18 protein-coding genes are annotated in these 17998 nt (G+C 68.1%); 12 read left to right on the top strand and 6 right to left on the bottom strand.

Translation table 11 applies throughout. From position 1 onward, the window contains the following. Nucleotides 1-28 precede the first annotated feature (28 nt). The 3 genes from cobT to MPLG2_RS17030 are packed head-to-tail and all read right to left on the bottom strand — an operon-like array spanning nt 29 to nt 2477. Nucleotides 29-1063 carry a nicotinate-nucleotide--dimethylbenzimidazole phosphoribosyltransferase gene (cobT, locus tag MPLG2_RS17040; RefSeq protein ID WP_197710006.1) on the bottom strand — a complete coding sequence of 345 codons (1035 nt, stop codon included), beginning with the start codon at nt 1061-1063 and terminating at the stop codon, nt 29-31. A 2-nt stretch (nt 1064-1065) separates the two neighbouring features. Continuing rightward, nucleotides 1066-1983, bottom strand: coding sequence for a CAF17-like 4Fe-4S cluster assembly/insertion protein YgfZ (gene ygfZ / locus MPLG2_RS17035; RefSeq protein ID WP_105187178.1), 918 nt, complete (start codon nt 1981-1983; stop codon nt 1066-1068). Next, nucleotides 1980-2477 (bottom strand): FABP family protein, encoded by a 498-nt coding sequence (locus MPLG2_RS17030; protein WP_105187177.1) that lies wholly within the window; start codon nt 2475-2477, stop codon nt 1980-1982. The genes ygfZ and MPLG2_RS17030 overlap by 4 nt, the downstream gene beginning before the upstream one ends. 178 nt (nt 2478-2655) lie before the next feature. Here MPLG2_RS17030 and MPLG2_RS17025 point away from each other — a divergent pair, with 178 nt between their 5' ends. The 6 genes from MPLG2_RS17025 (at nt 2656) to MPLG2_RS17000 (ending at nt 8638) form a co-directional block, all read left to right on the top strand. After that, nucleotides 2656-3246: a class I SAM-dependent methyltransferase gene (locus tag MPLG2_RS17025; RefSeq protein ID WP_105187176.1), complete on the top strand. Its 591-nt coding sequence runs from the start codon at nt 2656-2658 to the stop codon at nt 3244-3246. Between the two features lie 13 nt (nt 3247-3259). Beyond that, a complete protein-coding gene (dtd, locus tag MPLG2_RS17020) occupies nt 3260-3685 on the top strand; it encodes a D-aminoacyl-tRNA deacylase (protein ID WP_105187175.1) in 426 nt (141 codons plus the stop codon). A 92-nt stretch (nt 3686-3777) separates the two neighbouring features. Further along, nucleotides 3778-4437, top strand: coding sequence for a winged helix-turn-helix transcriptional regulator (locus MPLG2_RS17015; RefSeq protein ID WP_105187174.1), 660 nt, complete (start codon nt 3778-3780; stop codon nt 4435-4437). 366 nt (nt 4438-4803) lie between these two features. Then, nucleotides 4804-5646, top strand: a complete 843-nt coding sequence (gene mshD / locus MPLG2_RS17010) for a mycothiol synthase (protein WP_105187173.1) — start codon at nt 4804-4806, stop codon at nt 5644-5646. Further along, entirely contained in the window at nt 5646-7754 is a 2109-nt protein-coding gene (locus MPLG2_RS17005) for an RNA degradosome polyphosphate kinase (protein WP_105187172.1), read from the top strand. Before mshD ends, MPLG2_RS17005 begins: the two co-directional genes overlap by 1 nt. Then, on the top strand, nt 7754-8638 hold the full coding sequence (locus tag MPLG2_RS17000) for an NUDIX hydrolase (protein ID WP_105187171.1): 885 nt from the start codon (nt 7754-7756) through the stop codon (nt 8636-8638). The genes MPLG2_RS17005 and MPLG2_RS17000 overlap by 1 nt, the downstream gene beginning before the upstream one ends. Before the next feature lie 45 nt (nt 8639-8683). Here MPLG2_RS17000 and MPLG2_RS19575 read toward each other — a convergent pair whose 3' ends face one another. Next, entirely contained in the window at nt 8684-8767 is an 84-nt protein-coding gene (locus MPLG2_RS19575; protein ID WP_231936020.1) for a hypothetical protein, read from the bottom strand. 365 nt (nt 8768-9132) lie between these two features. On the opposite strand from MPLG2_RS19575, the gene pstS reads away from it, so the two are divergent. From pstS to MPLG2_RS16965, 5 genes are all read left to right on the top strand, one after another. Beyond that, nucleotides 9133-10227 (top strand): phosphate ABC transporter substrate-binding protein PstS, encoded by a 1095-nt coding sequence (gene pstS / locus MPLG2_RS16990; protein ID WP_105187170.1) that lies wholly within the window; start codon nt 9133-9135, stop codon nt 10225-10227. A gap of 83 nt (nt 10228-10310) precedes the next feature. Beyond that, nucleotides 10311-11297 (top strand): phosphate ABC transporter permease subunit PstC, encoded by a 987-nt coding sequence (gene pstC, locus MPLG2_RS16985; protein WP_105187169.1) that lies wholly within the window; start codon nt 10311-10313, stop codon nt 11295-11297. Further along, a complete protein-coding gene (gene pstA, locus MPLG2_RS16980) occupies nt 11297-12361 on the top strand; it encodes a phosphate ABC transporter permease PstA (protein WP_105187168.1) in 1065 nt (354 codons plus the stop codon). Before pstC ends, pstA begins: the two co-directional genes overlap by 1 nt. A gap of 14 nt (nt 12362-12375) precedes the next feature. Next, nucleotides 12376-13155, top strand: coding sequence for a phosphate ABC transporter ATP-binding protein PstB (gene pstB / locus MPLG2_RS16975; protein ID WP_105187167.1), 780 nt, complete (start codon nt 12376-12378; stop codon nt 13153-13155). 558 nt (nt 13156-13713) lie between these two features. Then, the gene (locus tag MPLG2_RS16965; protein ID WP_105187165.1) at nt 13714-14589 is read left to right on the top strand and encodes a DUF2510 domain-containing protein; all 876 of its coding nucleotides are present in this window, start codon (nt 13714-13716) and stop codon (nt 14587-14589) included. Nucleotides 14590-14649: 60 nt separating this feature from the next. Here the strand turns inward: MPLG2_RS16965 and MPLG2_RS16960 are convergent, their stop codons facing one another. Next, nucleotides 14650-15858 (bottom strand): glycoside hydrolase family 3 N-terminal domain-containing protein, encoded by a 1209-nt coding sequence (locus MPLG2_RS16960; RefSeq protein WP_231935709.1) that lies wholly within the window; start codon nt 15856-15858, stop codon nt 14650-14652. Beyond that, nucleotides 15855-17240 carry a mycothione reductase gene (locus MPLG2_RS16955; protein ID WP_105187164.1) on the bottom strand — a complete coding sequence of 462 codons (1386 nt, stop codon included), beginning with the start codon at nt 17238-17240 and terminating at the stop codon, nt 15855-15857. The genes MPLG2_RS16960 and MPLG2_RS16955 overlap by 4 nt, the downstream gene beginning before the upstream one ends. Before the next feature lie 234 nt (nt 17241-17474). Between MPLG2_RS16955 and MPLG2_RS16950 the strand changes: the two genes are divergently transcribed. Next, nucleotides 17475-17975, top strand: coding sequence for a dihydrofolate reductase family protein (locus MPLG2_RS16950; RefSeq protein ID WP_231935708.1), 501 nt, complete (start codon nt 17475-17477; stop codon nt 17973-17975). The last annotated feature ends 23 nt before the right edge of the window (nt 17976-17998 follow it).

Below are 17998 nucleotides of genomic sequence, written 5' to 3'. Positions count from 1 at the left end.
CGGTCGCAGGTGGATTTCAGACGATCGATCAGCCGAGCAGTGACGCCAGGGTGGCCATCTCGGTCATCACGGCCACCGACGCCCGCAGGATCGGCACCGCCAGCGCGGCTCCCGTACCCTCGCCGAGCGCGAGTCCGAGGTCGATCACCGGGGTGAGCTCGAGGGCCGAGAGGCCGACGCCGATGCCCGGCTCGGCACCCGCGTGCGCAGCGATCAGGTACCCCGACGCCGCCGGGCACAGCGCCACGGCGGCCAGCCCGGCGGCGACACCGGTGACCCCGTCCAGCAGTACCGGCAGCCGCAGCCGCGCGGCCCCCAGCACCAGGCCGGTCAGCACCGCCTGCTCGACGCCACCCACCGCGGCCAGCACCCCGATCGGGTCGGCCGGATCCGGGGCGTGCAGAGCCAGCGCCCGCGCGATCACGTCCACCTTGCGGGCGACCATCTCGGGCGGCGAGTCGGCTCCCCGACCCGCGACCGCGGCGGCCTCCGCACCGGTGAAGGCGGCGATCAGAGCGGCCGCGGTGGTGGTGTTGCCGATGCCGACCTCACCGGTGGCGAGGCAGCGAACACCCTCGTCATAGGCCAGTTCGGCCTGTGCGATGCCCAGTTCGACCGCAGCCGTGGCTTCGTCCCGGGTCATCGCCGGCCCCTGGGTGAAGTCCGCCGTACCCCGGCGGATCACCGCCTCGGGCACGGACGGAACCGGCGCGGCGAGCCCCGCGTCGAGGGCGACCACCTGAACGCCGGCCGAGCGTGCCAGAACGCTGACCCCCGCCACGCCGTCCACCACGGTTCCGGCCAGCACCCCCGACAGTGCGGGCGGCCAGCGCGTCACCTCCTGGTCGACCACGCCGTGGTCACCCGCGACCACCACGATCCGGGCCGGATCGGGCATCGGTGGCGGACACTGCCCGGCTATCGCGGCGAGTTGCACGCCCAGCTCCTCCAGGCGGCCCAGCGCATGGGGCGGCTTGGCCAGCGCCAGTTGATGCTCCACGGCCTGGGCGCGCGCGACCTCGTCGACCGCGACGATGCCGCGGACGGTGTCACTCAGACTCACTTCTATCCCAACCGGGCCCGCACGTGCAGGCCCACCTCCGGATCCACGATGAGTTCCTGAGCCGCATCAATGCCGTCCACCACGAGGGGGACGTCCGCGGGCACGGAACGCTTGATCAGCGCCAGCGCGACCGGTCCTAACTCGTGATGCCGGGCGGACGAGCCGACCCTGCCGATGCTACGGCCGTCGAGCACAATCTCGCTGCCGATCTGTGGAAGTGCCTCGGCCGACCCGTCCAGGTGCAGCCGGGTCAGCCGGCGCGGTGGCCGGCCGAGGTTGTAGACCCGGGCCACCGTCTCTTGCCCTGGGTAGCAGCCCTTCTGCAGATGCACCGCCGGGCCGAGGGTGAGCCCGTCGGGGTTGGCCAGTTCGTTGGGAATGGTGCGTTCGTCGGTGTCGACGAACACCCGCGGCTGGCCCGCCTCGATGCGCAGGGCGTCGGCGGCCCAGGTGCCGGCCCGCCGCTCGCCCAGGGTTGCGTCCAACTCGTCACGGGCCACGATGCCGGGCCCGCCGGGGGTGATCACCATCGCGTGGGATTCGCTGCGCTCGGTGATCTCGACCCGGGCCGCGAACTGCATACGCCGTAGCCAGGCCAGTAGTGCTTCGTCATGACCCGGTTCCGTGGCCGCCCACAGCGTCGCGCCGTCGTCCACGCCGCCGAAGACGTGCACGATTCGTCCGTTCGGGTCGAGGATGTACGCGGTCACCCAGGCGTCCGACGCCAGGTCGTCGAGCTTCTGCGACACGATGTTGTTCAGCCAGGTCAGCCGGTCAGGGCCGGTGATGCTGAAGGTGGGCCGGTGCGACAGGTCGACGGACGCCTCACCGGCAGCCAGCCACCGCTGCTCGCGCAGCGGATGACCGTAGTGCCAGACCGCGCCCGCGTCGGGGCCCGATTCATGCCGGACGACGGTCATGCGCGTTGCAGCGTCGCCCAAACGAACGGACGCAGCGGCTCGGTTTCGGTGGCCCGGTCGAAGCTGTACATGAGCTTGCCTTCCACTGTGCCGTACAGCCGGCGGCCCGCGGTGTAGGCGACCTTGGCGTCTGGGGTTCGGACGACCGCGTCGGTCACCAGATCGAGCCGACCGGGCTGCAGCTTGCCGTACCAGGCCTCGGCGAAGCCGTCGGGCGAGCACATCACCACGTCGACGGTGCCGTCGGGAAGCGGGCGCCAGAAACCGGTCTCCATGAACAGCGGCTTGGTCGGGCGCCCGTCATCGTCCACCTCGAACGCCTGCGCCAGGTAGTGCAGGTAGTCGCCGCCGTTCTCGGCGAAGTCGACCTGCTGGGCGAACTTGATCTTCTCTTCACCGGGCCATTCGCGATACCCGCTGCCTTCCCAGCGTCCTCGCAGCCAGGCCAGGCCGACCAGGGCGGGGTTGAGATCGGACGGGATCTCGAACGTCATGTGTCACTCCTGCGCTTGTCGGTGAAGATGCGAACGACCACCACCAGCGCGGCGATCAACACGGCCGCGGCGGCGACGATGAGGGCGATGGTTCCCCCGGTCATCAACGCACCTATCAACGCAGCCACCCGGGGATTCTAGTCCCGGCCAAGCAGGCGGGGTCTGCCATGATGCGCCCATGGCCGGCCCCACGCCGTGGAACCACAACCTGCACGACCACCACCTGGTGCTCAACGAGACGGCAGGGTGCGCCACCGCGCTCGACGCGGGCTGCGGCGACGGGTTGCTGGCCCGGGATCTGCACCGGCAGGTGCCTGACGTCACCGCCATCGACGCCGACGCGGCCGTGCTCAACCGGGGCCGAGTGCTCGACCCCGGCGTCGCCTGGGTGCTGGGTGACGCGCTCAGCCACGACTTCGGCCGCAGGTTCGACCTGGTCGCCAGCATCGCCACGCTTCATCACGTGCCCGACCTGGCGGCCGGTCTGCGTCGGCTGGCACAGTTGACGGCTCCGGGCGGGCGGCTGGTGGTGATCGGGCTTGCTCGTGCCGACCGGCTCGTCGACCTTGTACCCGACCTGGTGGCGGTGCCGGCGAACCTCGCTCGTCGAGCCCAACGCGGCTACTGGCAACACACCGCCCCGACCTGCTGGCCGCCACCTCACAGCTACACCGACGTTCGCCGCACGGTGACCGCCGAACTGAAGGCCGCCCGCTACCGCAGGCTGCTGTTCTGGCGCTACTGCGTGCAGTGGCGCAAACCGGCCTGACAAGATTGCAGCCATGCGAGCGGTGGTGCAACGGGTGACCTCGGCCTCGGTGACGGTGGCCGGCGAGGTGGTGGGCAGCATCGCCGAGCCCGGCCTGCTGGTGCTCGTCGGCGCCACCCACGACGACACCGCGGCCACCGCCGAAGCGCTGGCCGACAAGGTGTGGAACCTGCGCATCATGGCCGGCGAACGAAGCTGCGCCGATCTGGCGGCACCGCTGCTGGTGGTGAGCCAGTTCACCCTTTACGCCGACACCCGCAAGGGACGCCGCCCGTCGTGGAACGCCGCCGCCCCGGCAGCAGTGAGCGAACCGTTGGTCGACGCGTTCGTCGAGGCCCTGCGCACCCGCGGCGCCCGGGTAGAGACCGGACGCTTCGGCGCCATGATGGCTGTCGCCTCGGTGAACGACGGGCCGATGACCATCTGCCTCGATCTGTGACCCGGCGGACGCGCCGACGACCGTTCAGCGGATGGTGAGTGAGCGCCTTCGGCGACGTTCACTATTCTGTAGCCGACCGGACGGGGGTTGGCATGGCGTCACTGCTCGTGGTGAGCAACGAACTCACCGCAGGCGCACGTCCAGAGGTCGTGCTGCCCGCGGTCGCCCTGCTGGCGCACGACCTGCGCAGCGCCCCCGCCGACACCACCGCACTCACCGAGTCGGCCAAGGCCGACGTGATCGTGATCGACGGGCGCAACGAGCTGGCCAACGCGCGCATGATCTGCCGGCTGTTCATCTCATCGGGCATCACGCTGCCGTTGCTGCTGGTGGTCACCGAGGGCGGCCTGGCCGCGATCACCGGCGACTGGGGCGTCTCGGACCTGATTCTCGACAAGGCCGGCCCGGCCGAGTTCGACGCCCGTATCAGGCTGCTGCTCAGCAGCAACGACAGCGACGGGCTGATTCAGGCCGGCGGCATCGTCATCGACGAGGCCGCCTATTCTGCGCGGCTGGGCGAGCAGCCCCTCGACCTCACCTACACCGAGTTCGAACTGCTCAAGTACCTGGTGCTGCACCCGGGCCGGGTGTTCAGCCGCGAACACCTGCTCGCCGACGTCTGGGGCTACGACTACTTCGGCGGCACCCGCACCGTCGACGTGCACATTCGCCGCCTGCGCGCCAAGCTCGGCTCAGAGCACGAGTCGCTCATCGGCACCGTGCGCAACGTCGGGTACCGGTTCTCGCCGTAGCGTCCCGCTGGTCGAGCCCGTCGAGACCCCGCTCACGTGAGATCCCGGCGTGCGCCGGGATGACGAGTCCGCTGGTCGAGCTCGTCGAGACCCGTCGTGGGATCCCGGCGTCCGCCGGGATGACGGAACCACCATGGAGCGAGTCGCAACCATGAAGCGGAGCGGTGGCGCCCCGGTCAGGGCGTGGTCGGGTGTTTGCGCACTGCGAGGCGCTGGCCGAGCAGTCCGGCAAGGGCGGGACAGGGGCGGCACCGCTCCGCGGCAACCCACGCAACCCCTGCAGGCCGGACAAGACGCAAAGGGGTCTCGACAAGCTCGACCAGCAGAGGCGCCCCGCGACATGGACGACCCCGATAGCCTGGGCACATGTTGAGCCGCCAGGTGGTCGACCAGGTACTGGCGCTGGCTGCCGCGGTTGCCGAGGCCGACCGTGAGTACCCGCTCAATGAAGACGCCCGCTTCGCTCTGACCAGCAATGATGCAGGTGTCGAGCATCGCTTCGAACGTGGCGGCACAGACGACTTGCTCGGCTATGCCCAGGGCAACCGCCGGCACGGCACCGCTCAGCTGTTGGTGCACCCCGAACACCGCCGACAGGGCATCGGCACCCGCCTGTTGCACGACCTCGGCCCGCTGCCCGTGTGGGCGTTCGGTGACCTCGACGCCGCCCATCACTTCGCCACCGCGAACCACCTGGTCGAGAAGCGCCGGCTGCTGATCATGCAACGACCACTCGACCCGCCGGTCGAGCTCGACGACCCCGACATCAGGCCCTTCGACCCGGCCAGCGACACAGAGGCGTTTCTCGTCCTCAACGCAGAGGCGTTCGCCTGGCACCCCGAGCAGGCCCACTTCTCGCGGAACGACCTCGATACCCGGCTGGGCGACGACTGGTACGACCCGGCGGGCTTTCTGGTCAGCACTGACGCCGAGGGCCTCACCGGCTTTCACTGGACCAAGCGCCACCCCGACGGCCGCGGCGAGGTCTACATTCTCGCCACCGGCCCTCGGGCGCAGGGCCAAGGCTTGGGACGACGCCTGCTCGCTGCCGGCCTGAACCACCTGGCCGAACAGGGCTGTACCACCGTGCACCTCTACGTTGAAGCGGCCAACACTCGCGCGGTAGAACTGTACGACCGGGCCGGCTTCGCCGTGGTGCACAGCGACGTTCTGTACGGTCCGCCACCAGAGCCTTCCCAGGAGCCGTGATGACCGCCGACGTCACACCCGACGAGTCCACCGAACTGCCCGACGACCGGTATTCCGACCGCGAGCTGAGCTGGTTGAGCTTCAACAACCGGGTGCTCGACCTGGCCAAAGACGCCAAGCGCGTGCCGTTGCTCGAACGCGCCAAGTTTCTGGCCATCTTCAGCTCGAACCTCGACGAGTTCTTCATGGTGCGGGTGGCAGGGCTCAAGCGACGCATCGCGGCGGGGGTGGCCGTGCCGTCCGCCTCGGGCATTCTGCCCCGCGACCTGCATGAGGCGATCATGAGCCGGGCCCGCGAACTGGTCACCGAGCAGGCCCGCGTGTTCGCCGAAGACGTGCGGCCCGCGCTGGCCGAGCACGGCATCGAGGTGCTGCGCTGGGACCAACTCACCGACCCCGAGCGCGAAAAGATGGCCACCCTGTTCGAAGAGCGCATCTTTCCGGTGCTCACTCCGCTGGCGGTCGATCCTTCACACCCGTTCCCCTACATCTCGGGCTTGAGCAACAACCTGGCGGTGCTGCTGAAGAACCCCACCACCGGGGCCCGCCAGTTCGCCCGGGTCAAGGTGCCCACCCTGTTGAGCCGCTTCCTGCAGCTCGGTGAGGGCCGGTTCATCGCCATCGAGGACGTCATCTCACAACACCTCGACCGGTTGTTCTCGGGCATGCAGGTGCTCGACCACTCCACCTTCAGGGTCACCCGCAACGAGGACCTCGAAGTCGAAGAGGACGATGCCGAGAACCTGCTGTACGCCTTGGAGCAGGAGTTGCTGCGGCGCAAGATCGGCCGGCCGCCCGTGCGGCTCGAAGTCGAAGAAGACATCGACGACGTGATGCTCGACCTGCTGATCAACGAACTCGACATCACCGAGAAGGAAGTCTTCAAGCTGCCGCCGCCGCTCGACCTGCGCGGACTCTTCTCGCTGGCCGACCTCGACCGCGAGGCGCTGAAGTACCCGGCCTTTCTGCCCCGCACCCACCCCGAACTGGCCGAGGTCGAGACCGCCAAACCGGCCGACATGTTCGCGGCGCTCAAGCAGCGCGACGTGCTGCTGCACCACCCGTACCACTCGTTCGCCACGTCGGTGCAGCGGTTCATCGAGCAGGCGGCGGCCGACCCGACGGTGCTGGCGATCAAGCAGACGTTGTACCGCACGTCCGGCGACTCGCCGATCATCGACGCCCTGATCGACGCCGCCCAGGCGGGCAAGCAGGTGCTGGCCCTGGTCGAGATCAAGGCGCGCTTCGATGAGCAGGCCAACATCGCGTGGGCCCGCAAACTCGAACGCGCCGGCTGCCACGTGGTGTACGGGCTGATCGGGCTGAAGACGCATTGCAAGCTGTCGCTGGTGGTGCGTGACGAGCCCGACAGCCTTCGCCGCTACTGCCACATCGGCACCGGCAACTACAACCCCAAAACGGCCCGCATGTATGAAGACGTGGGTCTGCTGACCGCCAACCCGGTGATCACCGACGACGTCGCCAGGCTGTTCAACCACCTGTCGGGCATGGGTCAGGAGCGCGACTACCGACGACTGCTGGTGGCTCCGCACGGCATTCGCCGCGGGTTGCTCGAGTTCATCGACGACGAGATCGAACACCAGCGCGCGGGCCGTCCGGCCGGTATCAGAATGAAGGTCAACTCGATCGTCGACGAGGCCGTCACCGACGCGTTGTACCGGGCGTCGCAGGCCGGCGTTCCGGTCGACCTGTGGGTGCGCGGCATCTGCACGGTGAAAGCGGGGGTGCCCGGGCTGAGCGAGAACATTCGGGTGCGTTCGATCCTGGGCCGGTTCTTGGAGCACAGCCGGCTGTTCTGGTTCGCCAACGGCGGCCAGCCGCGGGTGGGGCTGGGGTCGACCGACCTGATGCACCGCAACCTCGATCGGAGGGTCGAGGTGCTGGTGTCGATCACCAACCCGCGGCACATCGGTCAGATCGAAGAGTGGTTCGACATGGCCTTCGACGAGGGCACCGCGTCGTGGTGGCTCGAGCCGAACGGTTGGACGCAGCGCACCGCCGACGCCGCGGGCGAACCGCTGCTCGACATGCAGGAAGCGCTGATCCAGGCGGTCAGCGCCCGGCGGACCCCCGAGCGGGGCGCCTGATGGCGGGTGGTCGACTGGTCGAGGCGGCCGGCGCCATCGTGCTGCGCCGTCCACCGGGCAAGCAGGTGCAGGTGCTGCTGATTCACCGGCCGAGCTACAACGACTGGTCGCTGCCCAAGGGCAAGCTCGACCCCGACGAGTACCTGCCCGCCGCGGCGGTGCGCGAAACGGTCGAAGAGACCGCGGCGGTGATTCGGCTCGTGCACCCCGTCGACCGCATTGAGTACCCGATTCCGACCGGCACCAAGCGGGTGGCGTACTGGCTGGGCGTGATGACCGCCGAGAAGCGGTTCAAGCCCAACTCAGAGGTCGACAGGCGCACCTGGCTGACCGTGCCGTCGGCGCTGCGCCGCATGACGTACGCCGACGAGCGCGATCTGCTGCAGCAGGCGGTCACGTTGCCGCAGACGACCCCGTTGCTGATCGTGCGGCACGGCAAGGCGATGGACCGCAAGCACTGGTCGGGCAAGGACCAGCTGCGGCAACTCAGCAGCCGCGGCCGCAAGCAGAGCAAGCAGTTGATACCTCTGCTGGACGCCTACGGAGTGCGCGACCTCGACTCGTCCAGTTCGTTGCGGTGCACCAGCACGCTGACGCCCTACGCGAAGGCCCAGCGCTTGGACGTGCAGGGCTGGGCGACGCTCTCGGAAGAGAAGGCGAAAGAGAGCCCCGAGGGCGTGCGCAAGCTGATGAAGCGGTTGATCGGTGAGACGGCCGCGAGCGGAGTGCCACGGGCGATCTGCGGGCACCGTCCGGTGCTGCCGCTGATGCTGGAGGTGCTCGGCGTGCCCAATCGCCCGATGCTGACTGCCACGGTGTTGGTCGCGCACCTGTCCCCGGAAGGCGAAACGGTCAGTGTCGAGTGGCACAAGCCACGCGTCTGAGCGATCGCCTCTCCGGCGACAGGCACACCTGGCGGGGTTGAGCGGTCAGGCCTTGGCAGCTGCCCGCTTGCGGGTCAGCAACACACCGACGCCGAACAGCAGATGGACGACGTTGTGCAGCACCGACACCTGGAACAAGCCCAAGCAGCATGGCGTCGGAGTGGTGGCCGGCCATCATCAGGTCGCCGGAGTTGGTGGTGACGCAGGAAGCATTTGCGTCGATTCCCCTGTCGCCTTGGCGCACGTTGGGGACGGTTCCTGACTCGCGCCAGAAACGGCGGTGGCGCGAGTTGGGAACCGTCCCCAACACGCGCCACGAGGTCAGAGCCGGCTCTGACTCGACCGATATGCAGCTGCTTGACAAGGGGTGATACCGAGTTCACCCGCTGTTCACCCAAGATCACCCATTGCGTCGATTGGGCTGCCTACCGTGCTGATCGGAGCGACCGCTCCAACACAGTGTCAAGCTGTAGATCTTTCTTGAAGGGAAAGCCGTGAAGATCTCTTCGTTCGGCGCACCGGTGGCTCTGTTCGCCGCGGCAGCGCTGACCCTCTCCGCCTGCGCAGCCAACGAGACCGGCAACCCGGGCACCGGAACGAGCGGCTCGGCCGCCGCCGGCGGCACGCTGGCCGGCAAGGGCGCTTCGTCGATGTCCGCGGCGCAGCAGAAGTGGATCGCCGACTACCAGTCCGCCCACCCCGGCGTCACCATCAACTACTCCCCCGACGGCTCCGGTGCGGGCCGCGAGGCGTTCACCTCGGGTGCCGTGCAGTATGCCGGCTCCGACCGTCCGTTCAAGGACGAAGAGATGGGCGCCGGCAAGTTCGCCAAGTGCACCGCCGAGAGCAACGCGCTGAACCTGCCCGTCTACGTGTCGCCGATCGCGGTGATCTTCAACGTCGAGGGCGTCGACAGCCTCAAACTCGACGCCGACACCGTGGCGGGCATCTTCGCCGGCGCGATCACCAAGTGGAACGACCCCAAGATCGTGGCCACCAACCCCGACGCCAAGCTGCCCGACGCCAACATCACCGCCGTGCACCGCTCCGACGATTCGGGAACCACCAACAACTTCACCGACTACCTCGCCCAGGCCGCGCCGACGGTGTGGACGCAGCCTGCCGCCGACACCTTCCCGGCGGCGTTCGGCGGCGAGGCCGCCAAGGGCACCTCTGCCGTGGTCGATGCGGTGACCACCGGCACCAACACGATCGGCTACGCCGACGCTTCCGCCGCCGGCAAGCTCGGTCACGCCGAGCTCAAGGTGGGCGACGCCTGGCTCAAGCCCACCGCCGAGGCCGCAGCCAAGATCGTGGACGAGTCCGCGGTGTTGCCGGGTCGAGGCGAGCACGACCTGGCACTCAAGCTCAACCGCCTGTCGAAGGACGCCTACCCGGCCGTGCTGGTCAGCTACGCGCTGGTCTGCCAGACCTACAAGGACGCCAAGGACGCCGAGCTGGTCAAGGGCTTCATCGGCTACGCCGCCTCGACCGAGGGCCAGAAGGCCGCCCAGACCGCTGCCGGCAGCGCTCCGCTGAGCGAAGCGATGGCCGCCAAGGTCAAGGCGTCGATCGACTCGATCAAGTGACCCGAGCAGTGCCCGTCTGGGGTGTTCCAGGCGGGCACTGACGGCCCCACCGCCATAGCAACCCGACCAGATTGAGCGAAAGAATGGCCACTGTGACGCAGTCCACCCAGGAGGTGACTCCAAGCCCCTCCACGCACCGGCCGCCGGGGCAACGCGCCCTGAAGCGCATGGGCGACCGCGTGTTCAGCGGCTTGTCCACCGGTTCGGGCATCATCATTCTGGTCATTCTCGCGATGGTCGCCGGCTTTCTGCTGATGCAGGCCTTGCCGGCGCTGATCACCTCGCCCGAGGTGCTCAGCAAGCAGGGCTACGGCCCCTTCTGGTCGTGGATTCTGCCCTTCGCCTGGGGCACCGTGTGGTGCTCGTTCTGGGCGCTGCTGATGGCGGTGCCGGTGGCGATCGGCATCGCGCTGTTCATCTCGCACTACGCCCCCAGAAGGCTGGCGTCCGGTCTCGGCTACGTGATCGACCTGCTGGCCGCGGTGCCGTCGGTGGTCTTCGGCCTGTGGGGCAGCTCGGTGCTGGCCCCCGCCGTGCAACCCCTGTGGCTGTGGCTCAACACCTACCTGGGCTGGATCCCGTTCTTCTCGGGCCAGGCCTCGGGTACCGGACGCACCCTGCTGACCGCAGCCATCGTGCTGGCCGTGATGATTCTGCCGATCATCACCTCGCTCAGCCGTGAGGTCTTTCTGCAGACTCCGGTGCTGCACCAGGAGGCCGCCCTGGCCCTGGGCGCCACCCGGTGGGAGATGGTGAAGATGACCGTGTTGCCGTTCGGCCGGGCCGGCATCGTCAGCTCGGTGATGTTGGGCCTCGGCCGCGCCCTGGGCGAAACCATGGCGGTGGCCATGGTGCTGTCGGGTGCCTCGGTGATCAACCTCGAGATCCTCACCTCGCAGAACCCCAACACCATCGCCGCCGTGATCGCCCAGAACTTTCCCGAGGCGTACGGCCTGAAGACCAACATGCTGATCGCCGGCGGCCTGGTGCTGTTCGTGATCACCCTGGTGGTCAACATGATCGCCCGCCTGATCGTGGGCCGCTACAAGGAATTCTCGGGGGCCAACTGATGTCGACCATCACCGCCAGCCGCACCGACAACCCGCTCACCGCCGGCCAACTGCCCCGCTACGCACCCTGGGCGCTGGGTGCCGTCGCTCTGATCGCCGGCGGCGTGATCGACGCCTTGGTTCTCGCTCCGTTCGACATCGCCACCACCATCTTCTTCGGTGCCGTGCTCTTTCTGCCGCTGAACTACCTCGCCGGCCGACTCGTCGTAGGCAGACGCGCCGCCGCCGACCGGCTGGCCACCAACCTGGTCACCGGTGCGTTCCTGCTGGCGCTGCTGCCACTGGTCTCTCTGCTGTGGGAGGTGCTCGCCAAGGGGCTGCCGCGCTTCGACGCCACGTTCTTCAGCTACTCGATGCGCAACGTGATCGGCGACGGTGGCGGCGCCATTCACGCCCTGTACGGCACCCTGTACGCGACGGGCATCGCCACCGTGATCGCGGTGCCCATCGGCTTGATGTGCGCCATCTACCTGGTCGAATACGGCAGCGGCGCGCTGGCTCGCTCGATCACGTTCTTCGTCGACGTGATGACGGGCATTCCTTCGATCGTGGCGGGCCTGTTCGCCTACGCGCTGATGGCGATGGTGTTCGGGCCGGGCACCATCAACGGCTTCTCGGGCTCGCTCGCACTGGCCGTGCTGATGGTTCCGATCGTGGTGCGCGCCACCGAAGAGCTGCTCCGCATCGTGCCCAACGAGCTGCGCGAGGCGTCCTATGCGTTGGGCGTGCCGAAGTGGCGCACGATCACCTCGGTGGTGCTGCCCACCGCGGTGTCGGGCATCGTGTCGGGCGTCATCTTGGCCATCGCCCGCATCATCGGCGAAACCGCTCCGTTGATGATCGCCGCCGGCTTCACCAACTCGATCAACAACAACCCGTTCGCGAACCCGATGATGACCCTGCCCGTGTTCGTGTACGACCAGTACGCGCACCCCGGCGTCGAGCGCGACTTCTACAACGAACGGGCCTGGGCCGGTGCTCTGACGCTGATCGTGCTGGTCATGCTGCTCAACCTGCTGGGCCGCTTCATCGCCAAACGCTTCGCCCCCAAGACCGGGCGCTGAGAAGGACAACCACCATGTCGAAACGCATCGAAGTCACCGACCTGAACTGCTACTACGGCAAGTTTCTAGCCGTCGAAGACGTCACCATGACCATTCACCCCCGGTCGGTGACGGCTTTCATCGGGCCGTCCGGCTGCGGCAAGTCCACCTTTTTGCGCACGCTGAACCGCATGCACGAGGTGATTCCGGGCGCCTACGTCGAGGGTGACGTGCTCATCGACGGCAACAACCTGTACGGGCCCGGGGTCGACCCGGTGAACGTGCGGCGCCAGGTGGGCATGGTGTTTCAGCGGCCGAACCCGTTTCCGACCATGTCGATCAAAGACAACGTGCTGGCCGGCTACAAGCTCAACAAGCAGCGCATGAAGGCCAGCGAGGCCGACGACCTGCTCGAAAAGTCGCTGCGCGGCGCCAACCTGTGGGAAGAGGTGAAGAACCGGCTCGACAAGCCCGGTTCGGGGCTTTCGGGCGGCCAGCAGCAGCGGCTCTGCATCGCTCGCGCGATCGCCATGCAGCCCGAGGTGCTGCTGATGGACGAGCCCTGCTCGGCTCTGGACCCCATCTCGACGCTCGCCGTCGAAGACCTGATCCAAGAGCTCAAAGAGACCTACACAATCGTCATCGTCACCCACAACATGCAACAGGCCGCGCGAGTGTCGGACGAGACGGCGTTCTTCAACATCGCCGGCACCGGCGCCCCGGGCAAGCTCATCGAGATGGGCGCCACCGAGAAGATCTTCTCGACCCCCGACGAGAAGGCCACCGAGGACTACATCACCGGCCGCTTCGGCTGAGGGACCGCGCCGCCGAGCGTGTGGACGCGCTCGTTGGTCGACCGTGTCGAGATCCGTTTGTTGCCGCGGAGCGGGGCCCCTGTCCCGCCCTTGCGGGACTGCTCGGCCAGCGCCTCGCAGTGCGCAAACGCCCGACACTCCCTGACGGGGGCGCCCCCGCTACGCTTCACGCGTGCGTTTCCGGGTCTCGACAAGCGCGACCAGCGGCCCACCGTCATCCAGGCGAACGCCCGGATCTCCAATTTGTTCCACTGCACGGTTGCGTGTGAGATCCCGGGTCAAGCCCGGGATGACGCCGTGTTCAGCATCCCGGTGAACGCCCGGATCTCTCCACCGCTGGTCGAGCCTGTCGAGACCCCACTTCGGGTTCGGCTTCGCGAAATGACGACGGGTTCGGTGCGGCCTCTGCCTCGCTGAGCGTGGACGCCCGCACAATCCGTCGTCATTTCGCGGCCACGGATGACACGGAGCGCGATTCAGCCGGCGGCTCACACAACCACTGGAATGACGACCCCGGGCGCGACCGCTCGGGCTGGTGAGGCCGTCTAGACTCGTCGCGTGAGCGCCGCTGGATGGTATCCCGACCCGGGTGGCCAACCGGGCATGTACCGGTACTGGACCGGGTCGTCCTGGTCGGCTTCGATCACCAACAATCCCATGCAGGCGCCCCCCGGCGGCGGCTTCGGGGCACCGCCGCGACCCACCGGCCAGCCGCAGTGGAACCCCAACCAGAACCGGCGCTCGCAGAACCGGTGGTGGCTGATCGTCGGTGCGGTCGTGCTGGCTCTCGCCGTGCTGGTGTGGTTCGCCGTTCGTAACCTGGGCGGTGCGCTGGGCACGAACCCGTCCACGGGCAGTAACCCCACCCAGAACGTCTGCCCCAAACAGGTGACGAGCACCGAGACCCCCGTGGCTCCGCCGGCCGACGGACGGGTACACGGCGGCGCCCTGTCGTACCCACGGTTGGGCAGCCCGTGGTCGGCGCCCACTGAAGAGAACCGGGTGCCGTTCGGACGCGACGTGCTGGTGCAGACGGTCACCATCGAGCCGAACTATAAGGCGAACTCGAGCTGGGTGGCGTCGGTGCTGGTGGGCGAGTTGGTCGCCGGTGACGGCTTCTTCAGCCCACAGCAGGGCTCAGAGATCGTGGTCAAGTGCATCATGGGCGTCTTCTACGACGACGCCGAGGTGGTGCGTGCCGACAAGGTGAACAAGGCCACCAAGGTCGACGGCAAAGACGCGTGGCTGGTCGAGACCCACCTGGCGTTCGACATTCCGAACCTCAAGGCGAAGGGTGAACTGGCGATCATTCTGATCGTGGCCACCAAGGCCGAGTCGTCGAGCATCTTCTACGCGTCCATTCCCGACAACGCCGACCCGCAACTGGTCAGCGACGCCCGCTCGGCCATGGCCGACCTTCGCGTCGAAGCCTGAGCGTTGCCGCTGGTTGAGTTGGTCGAAACCCTTGCCGCAGCGGGTCTCGACCCACGGTGATCAGCGGCAGGGCACCAGGCCCTGGTCGACCTTCATGGTCACCACCCTGATCGCCGCCCGCCGCACCTGCGCCTCGACGGAGGTGTTGTCGTCAGCGGCGCTGACGATGCCCTGCACGAAGGCCGCCGCCAGGCCCGGCGCGACCGTGATGGCGACGTCGCCCCCGGCCTTCACGAAGTCCACAGCGCGCCGCCGAGACGGCACCGCAGCCATCGACTTGGCCGCCCCGAGGTCGTCCGAGATCACCACCCCGTCAAAGCCGAGCTGCTTGCGAATCAACCCGATCACGGCCGGCGAGAACACCGCGGGGTGCTTGGCGTCGATGCGCGTGTAGGTGACCGTCGACACCATGATGCTGGCAGTACCCGCTTCGACCGCCGAACGGAAAGGCTGCAGATAGGGGTCGTCGGCCGTCGTGACCCGATCGACCACCCCGGCGGTGAAGTCGGTGTTGCCCACGACGCGTCCGATACCCGGAAAGTGTTTGGCCGACGTGGCCACGCCCGAGTCGCCCATGCCGCGCACGAACGCCGTCACCTTAGCGGCCACCGCGGCGGGCTTCGACCCGTAGCCGCGCCGCAGGGCACCGATCGGTGCGTTACGACTCGTCATGTCGGCAGGCACCACATCGGCCACGGGGGCCAGCGTCCAGGTCACTCCTGCCGCGGCGAGCTGGCGGCCCCAGCGGCCCGCGGACGACTGCAGCGTCGAGTCTTTCCAGGTGGCCTGCACCCGCGCCGACGGAATGGTGTCGAAGCCCTTCCCACGCAGCCGTTGCACCACGCCGCCCTCTTGATCGACGGCCACCAGCAGCGGTACGGACTGACCCTTCCAGCTGAGCCGCGCGACGACCTTGCGCACACCGGCGACGCCGTCGGTGTGCTGGCCCATCAGAATCACCGAGCCGATCTTCTGGTCTTTCAGCACCTTCACCTCGGCCGCCGAGGCGGTGGTCACGCCCACCATGACGAGTTGCCCGGCGCGCTCGCGCAGCGTCATGTCGTCGACCAGGGCGGCGGCGCACCGCCCGGCTGGTGAGGCGGTTTCGGTGCTGGTGGACGGCGTGGGCGAAGCCGACGCCGACACCGTCGATGCGGCGCTGGTCGAAACTGTGGTGGTCTCGACAGGCTCGACCGACGGGGTGGGCGCGGGTGCGACGGTGCAGCCGCCCAGCAGCGCCAGTGCGGTCAGGGCCGCAGCGAGCCTCACAGTTCGAGCGCCAGCAGCGCGTTCTCGACCACCTCGGTCAGCGCCGGGTGAATCCAGTACTGGCCACGCGCCATGCTGGGCACGTCGAGGCCGAAGCTCATGGCCTGAATCAGCGGCTGAATCAAGGTGGACGCCTGCGGCCCCAAAATGTGCGCCCCCAACAGCTTCTTGGTGCGCACCTCGGCGATCAGCTTCACGAAGTGACCCTGGTCTTCCATCGCCCAGCCGTACGCCACCGAGGCGTAGTCCTGCCGCACGGCCACGTAGCGGCGGCGGGCCTTCTCGGCTTGGGCCTCGGTGAGCCCCACCGAGGCAACCTGCGGGTGACTGAACACCGCGAACGGAATGTACCGGTGGTCGGCCGCGATCATGCGGCGCGGGTGCAGCAGGTTGTGCTGCACCACCCGGGCCTCGTGGTTGGCGACGTGCTTGAGCTGGCTCGGCGAACAGATGTCGCCCAGGGCGAAGATGCCCTTGACCACGGTCTGCTGGTGGTCGTCGACGACCACCAGGCCGTCGTCGTGCACCGTCACCCCCGTGGCGGCCAGGTTCAGTAAGCCCGAGTTGGGCACCCGGCCCAATGCCAGCAGCACCCGCTCGGCCTCGAAGTCGTAGTGAATGCCGTCGGGGTCGACGCTCTCGACGATCACGGTGTCGCGGTCGGTGTACTCCAGCCCCACCACGGTCTGTTTGAGCCGCACGTTGACCCGCTCGGCGAGCTGCTCGGTGAAAGCCTGGGCCACGTCGGCGTCTTCGCGTCGTAGCAGCGTGTCCGATCGCTGCAGCAGCGTGACGTCGGTGCCGAAACTGGTGAAGATGTGGGCGAACTCGGCGGCCACGAAGCCGCCGCCGATGATCACCAGCGAGGCGGGCAGAGCGTCCAGCCGCATGATGTCGTCAGAGGTGTGCACCCGCTCGAGCACGCGCGGGTCGTCCATGCCCGGCAACGAGGGAATGCGCGGCCGCGAGCCCGCGGCAAGCACGAACCTGTCGGCGGTGATCGTCTCGTCGCCGATCAGCAGTTGCTTGGGGCCGGTGAACTGGGCGGCCTCGCGAAACAGCGTGACGTTGGCGTTGCTGCGCCGCCACGCCTCGCCGCCCTCGCTGATCGGGTCGATGCGGCCGAAGATGCGGTCACGCATGGCGGGCCAGTCGGCCTGAACATCGCCGATGGTCACGTCGACTCGCTGCGCCTCGTCGGCAGAGGCGGCCAGGTCGGCCGGATAGACGTACATCTTGGTGGGTATGCAGCCCGCGTTCAGGCACGTGCCGCCGAAGCGTTCACCCTTGTCGACCAGGGCGACCTGCTGGTCGCTGAACTGGTCGTCGACGATGCTGTTGCCCGAGCCCGAACCGATCACGCACAGATCGAAATGCCGCATAGGGCGATTGTGTCACCCCCGTGTGACGCCCTGCTTACGCGGCGTACCGGGGCCGAGGCGGCAACTCTCGCAGTTCGTCCGTGCGCGCTCACTCCCCCGAGCGTGCCTACCGGTCGTTCGTCGAAACTCTTGCGCCTCTTTGGCCTCCACGTAGCTGCCCTTGTCGGGCGGCTCGACAACTGCCCATGGCAGTGATGGAGTCGGTCGCAGTCGATACCCAGCTCAGGAGCCGCCATGTCGCTCGTTCGCGTGCACAACTTCTCGATCTCACTGGACGGCTTCGGCGCCGGTGAGGGCCAGACCCTGGAGGCCCCGTTCGGGCACGCCGGCCACCGGTTGATGTCGTGGGCGTTCGAGACCCGCACGTTTCGCGAGATGGGAATTCACGGCGAAACCGAGGGCTCCCGCGGCGTCGACGAGGCGTTCGCGAGCAATTGGGGCCCCGGCATCGGCGCCGAGATCATGGGTCGCAACAAGTTCGGCCCCCAGCGCGGCCCGTGGGCCGACCACGAGTGGCAGGGCTGGTGGGGCGACGACCCCGTCTTTCACACGCCCGTGGTGGTGCTCACCCACCATCCGCGGCCCGTGCTCGAGATGAAGGGCGGCACCACGTTTCACTTCGTCGACGCAGAGCCGACGGAAGCGCTGGCGTTGGCCCGCGAGTTGGCCGACGGTGGTGACGTGCGCATCGGCGGCGGCGTGGCGACCGTGCGGCAGTTTCTGGCCGCGACCTGATCGACCACCTGTACCTCGTGGTG

The organism is Micropruina glycogenica (assembly GCF_900289045.1).
GTDB classification, from domain to species: Bacteria; Actinomycetota; Actinomycetes; order Propionibacteriales; family Propionibacteriaceae; genus Micropruina; species Micropruina glycogenica.
This window is presented reverse-complemented; position numbering and strand designations above follow the sequence as displayed.

Coding starts and splice junctions, on each gene's coding strand:
- ygfZ (WP_105187178.1), bottom strand. CDS start 1,983: ATGACCGTCGTCCGGCATGAATCGGGCCCCGACGCGGGCGCGGTCTGG.
- MPLG2_RS17030 (WP_105187177.1), bottom strand. CDS start 2,477: ATGACGTTCGAGATCCCGTCCGATCTCAACCCCGCCCTGGTCGGCCTG.
- MPLG2_RS17025 (WP_105187176.1), top strand. CDS start 2,656: ATGGCCGGCCCCACGCCGTGGAACCACAACCTGCACGACCACCACCTG.
- dtd (WP_105187175.1), top strand. CDS start 3,260: ATGCGAGCGGTGGTGCAACGGGTGACCTCGGCCTCGGTGACGGTGGCC.
- MPLG2_RS17015 (WP_105187174.1), top strand. CDS start 3,778: ATGGCGTCACTGCTCGTGGTGAGCAACGAACTCACCGCAGGCGCACGT.
- mshD (WP_105187173.1), top strand. CDS start 4,804: ATGTTGAGCCGCCAGGTGGTCGACCAGGTACTGGCGCTGGCTGCCGCG.
- MPLG2_RS17005 (WP_105187172.1), top strand. CDS start 5,646: ATGACCGCCGACGTCACACCCGACGAGTCCACCGAACTGCCCGACGAC.
- MPLG2_RS17000 (WP_105187171.1), top strand. CDS start 7,754: ATGGCGGGTGGTCGACTGGTCGAGGCGGCCGGCGCCATCGTGCTGCGC.
- pstC (WP_105187169.1), top strand. CDS start 10,311: ATGGCCACTGTGACGCAGTCCACCCAGGAGGTGACTCCAAGCCCCTCC.
- pstA (WP_105187168.1), top strand. CDS start 11,297: ATGTCGACCATCACCGCCAGCCGCACCGACAACCCGCTCACCGCCGGC.
- pstB (WP_105187167.1), top strand. CDS start 12,376: ATGTCGAAACGCATCGAAGTCACCGACCTGAACTGCTACTACGGCAAG.
- MPLG2_RS16955 (WP_105187164.1), bottom strand. CDS start 17,240: ATGCGGCATTTCGATCTGTGCGTGATCGGTTCGGGCTCGGGCAACAGC.
- MPLG2_RS16950 (WP_231935708.1), top strand. CDS start 17,475: ATGTCGCTCGTTCGCGTGCACAACTTCTCGATCTCACTGGACGGCTTC.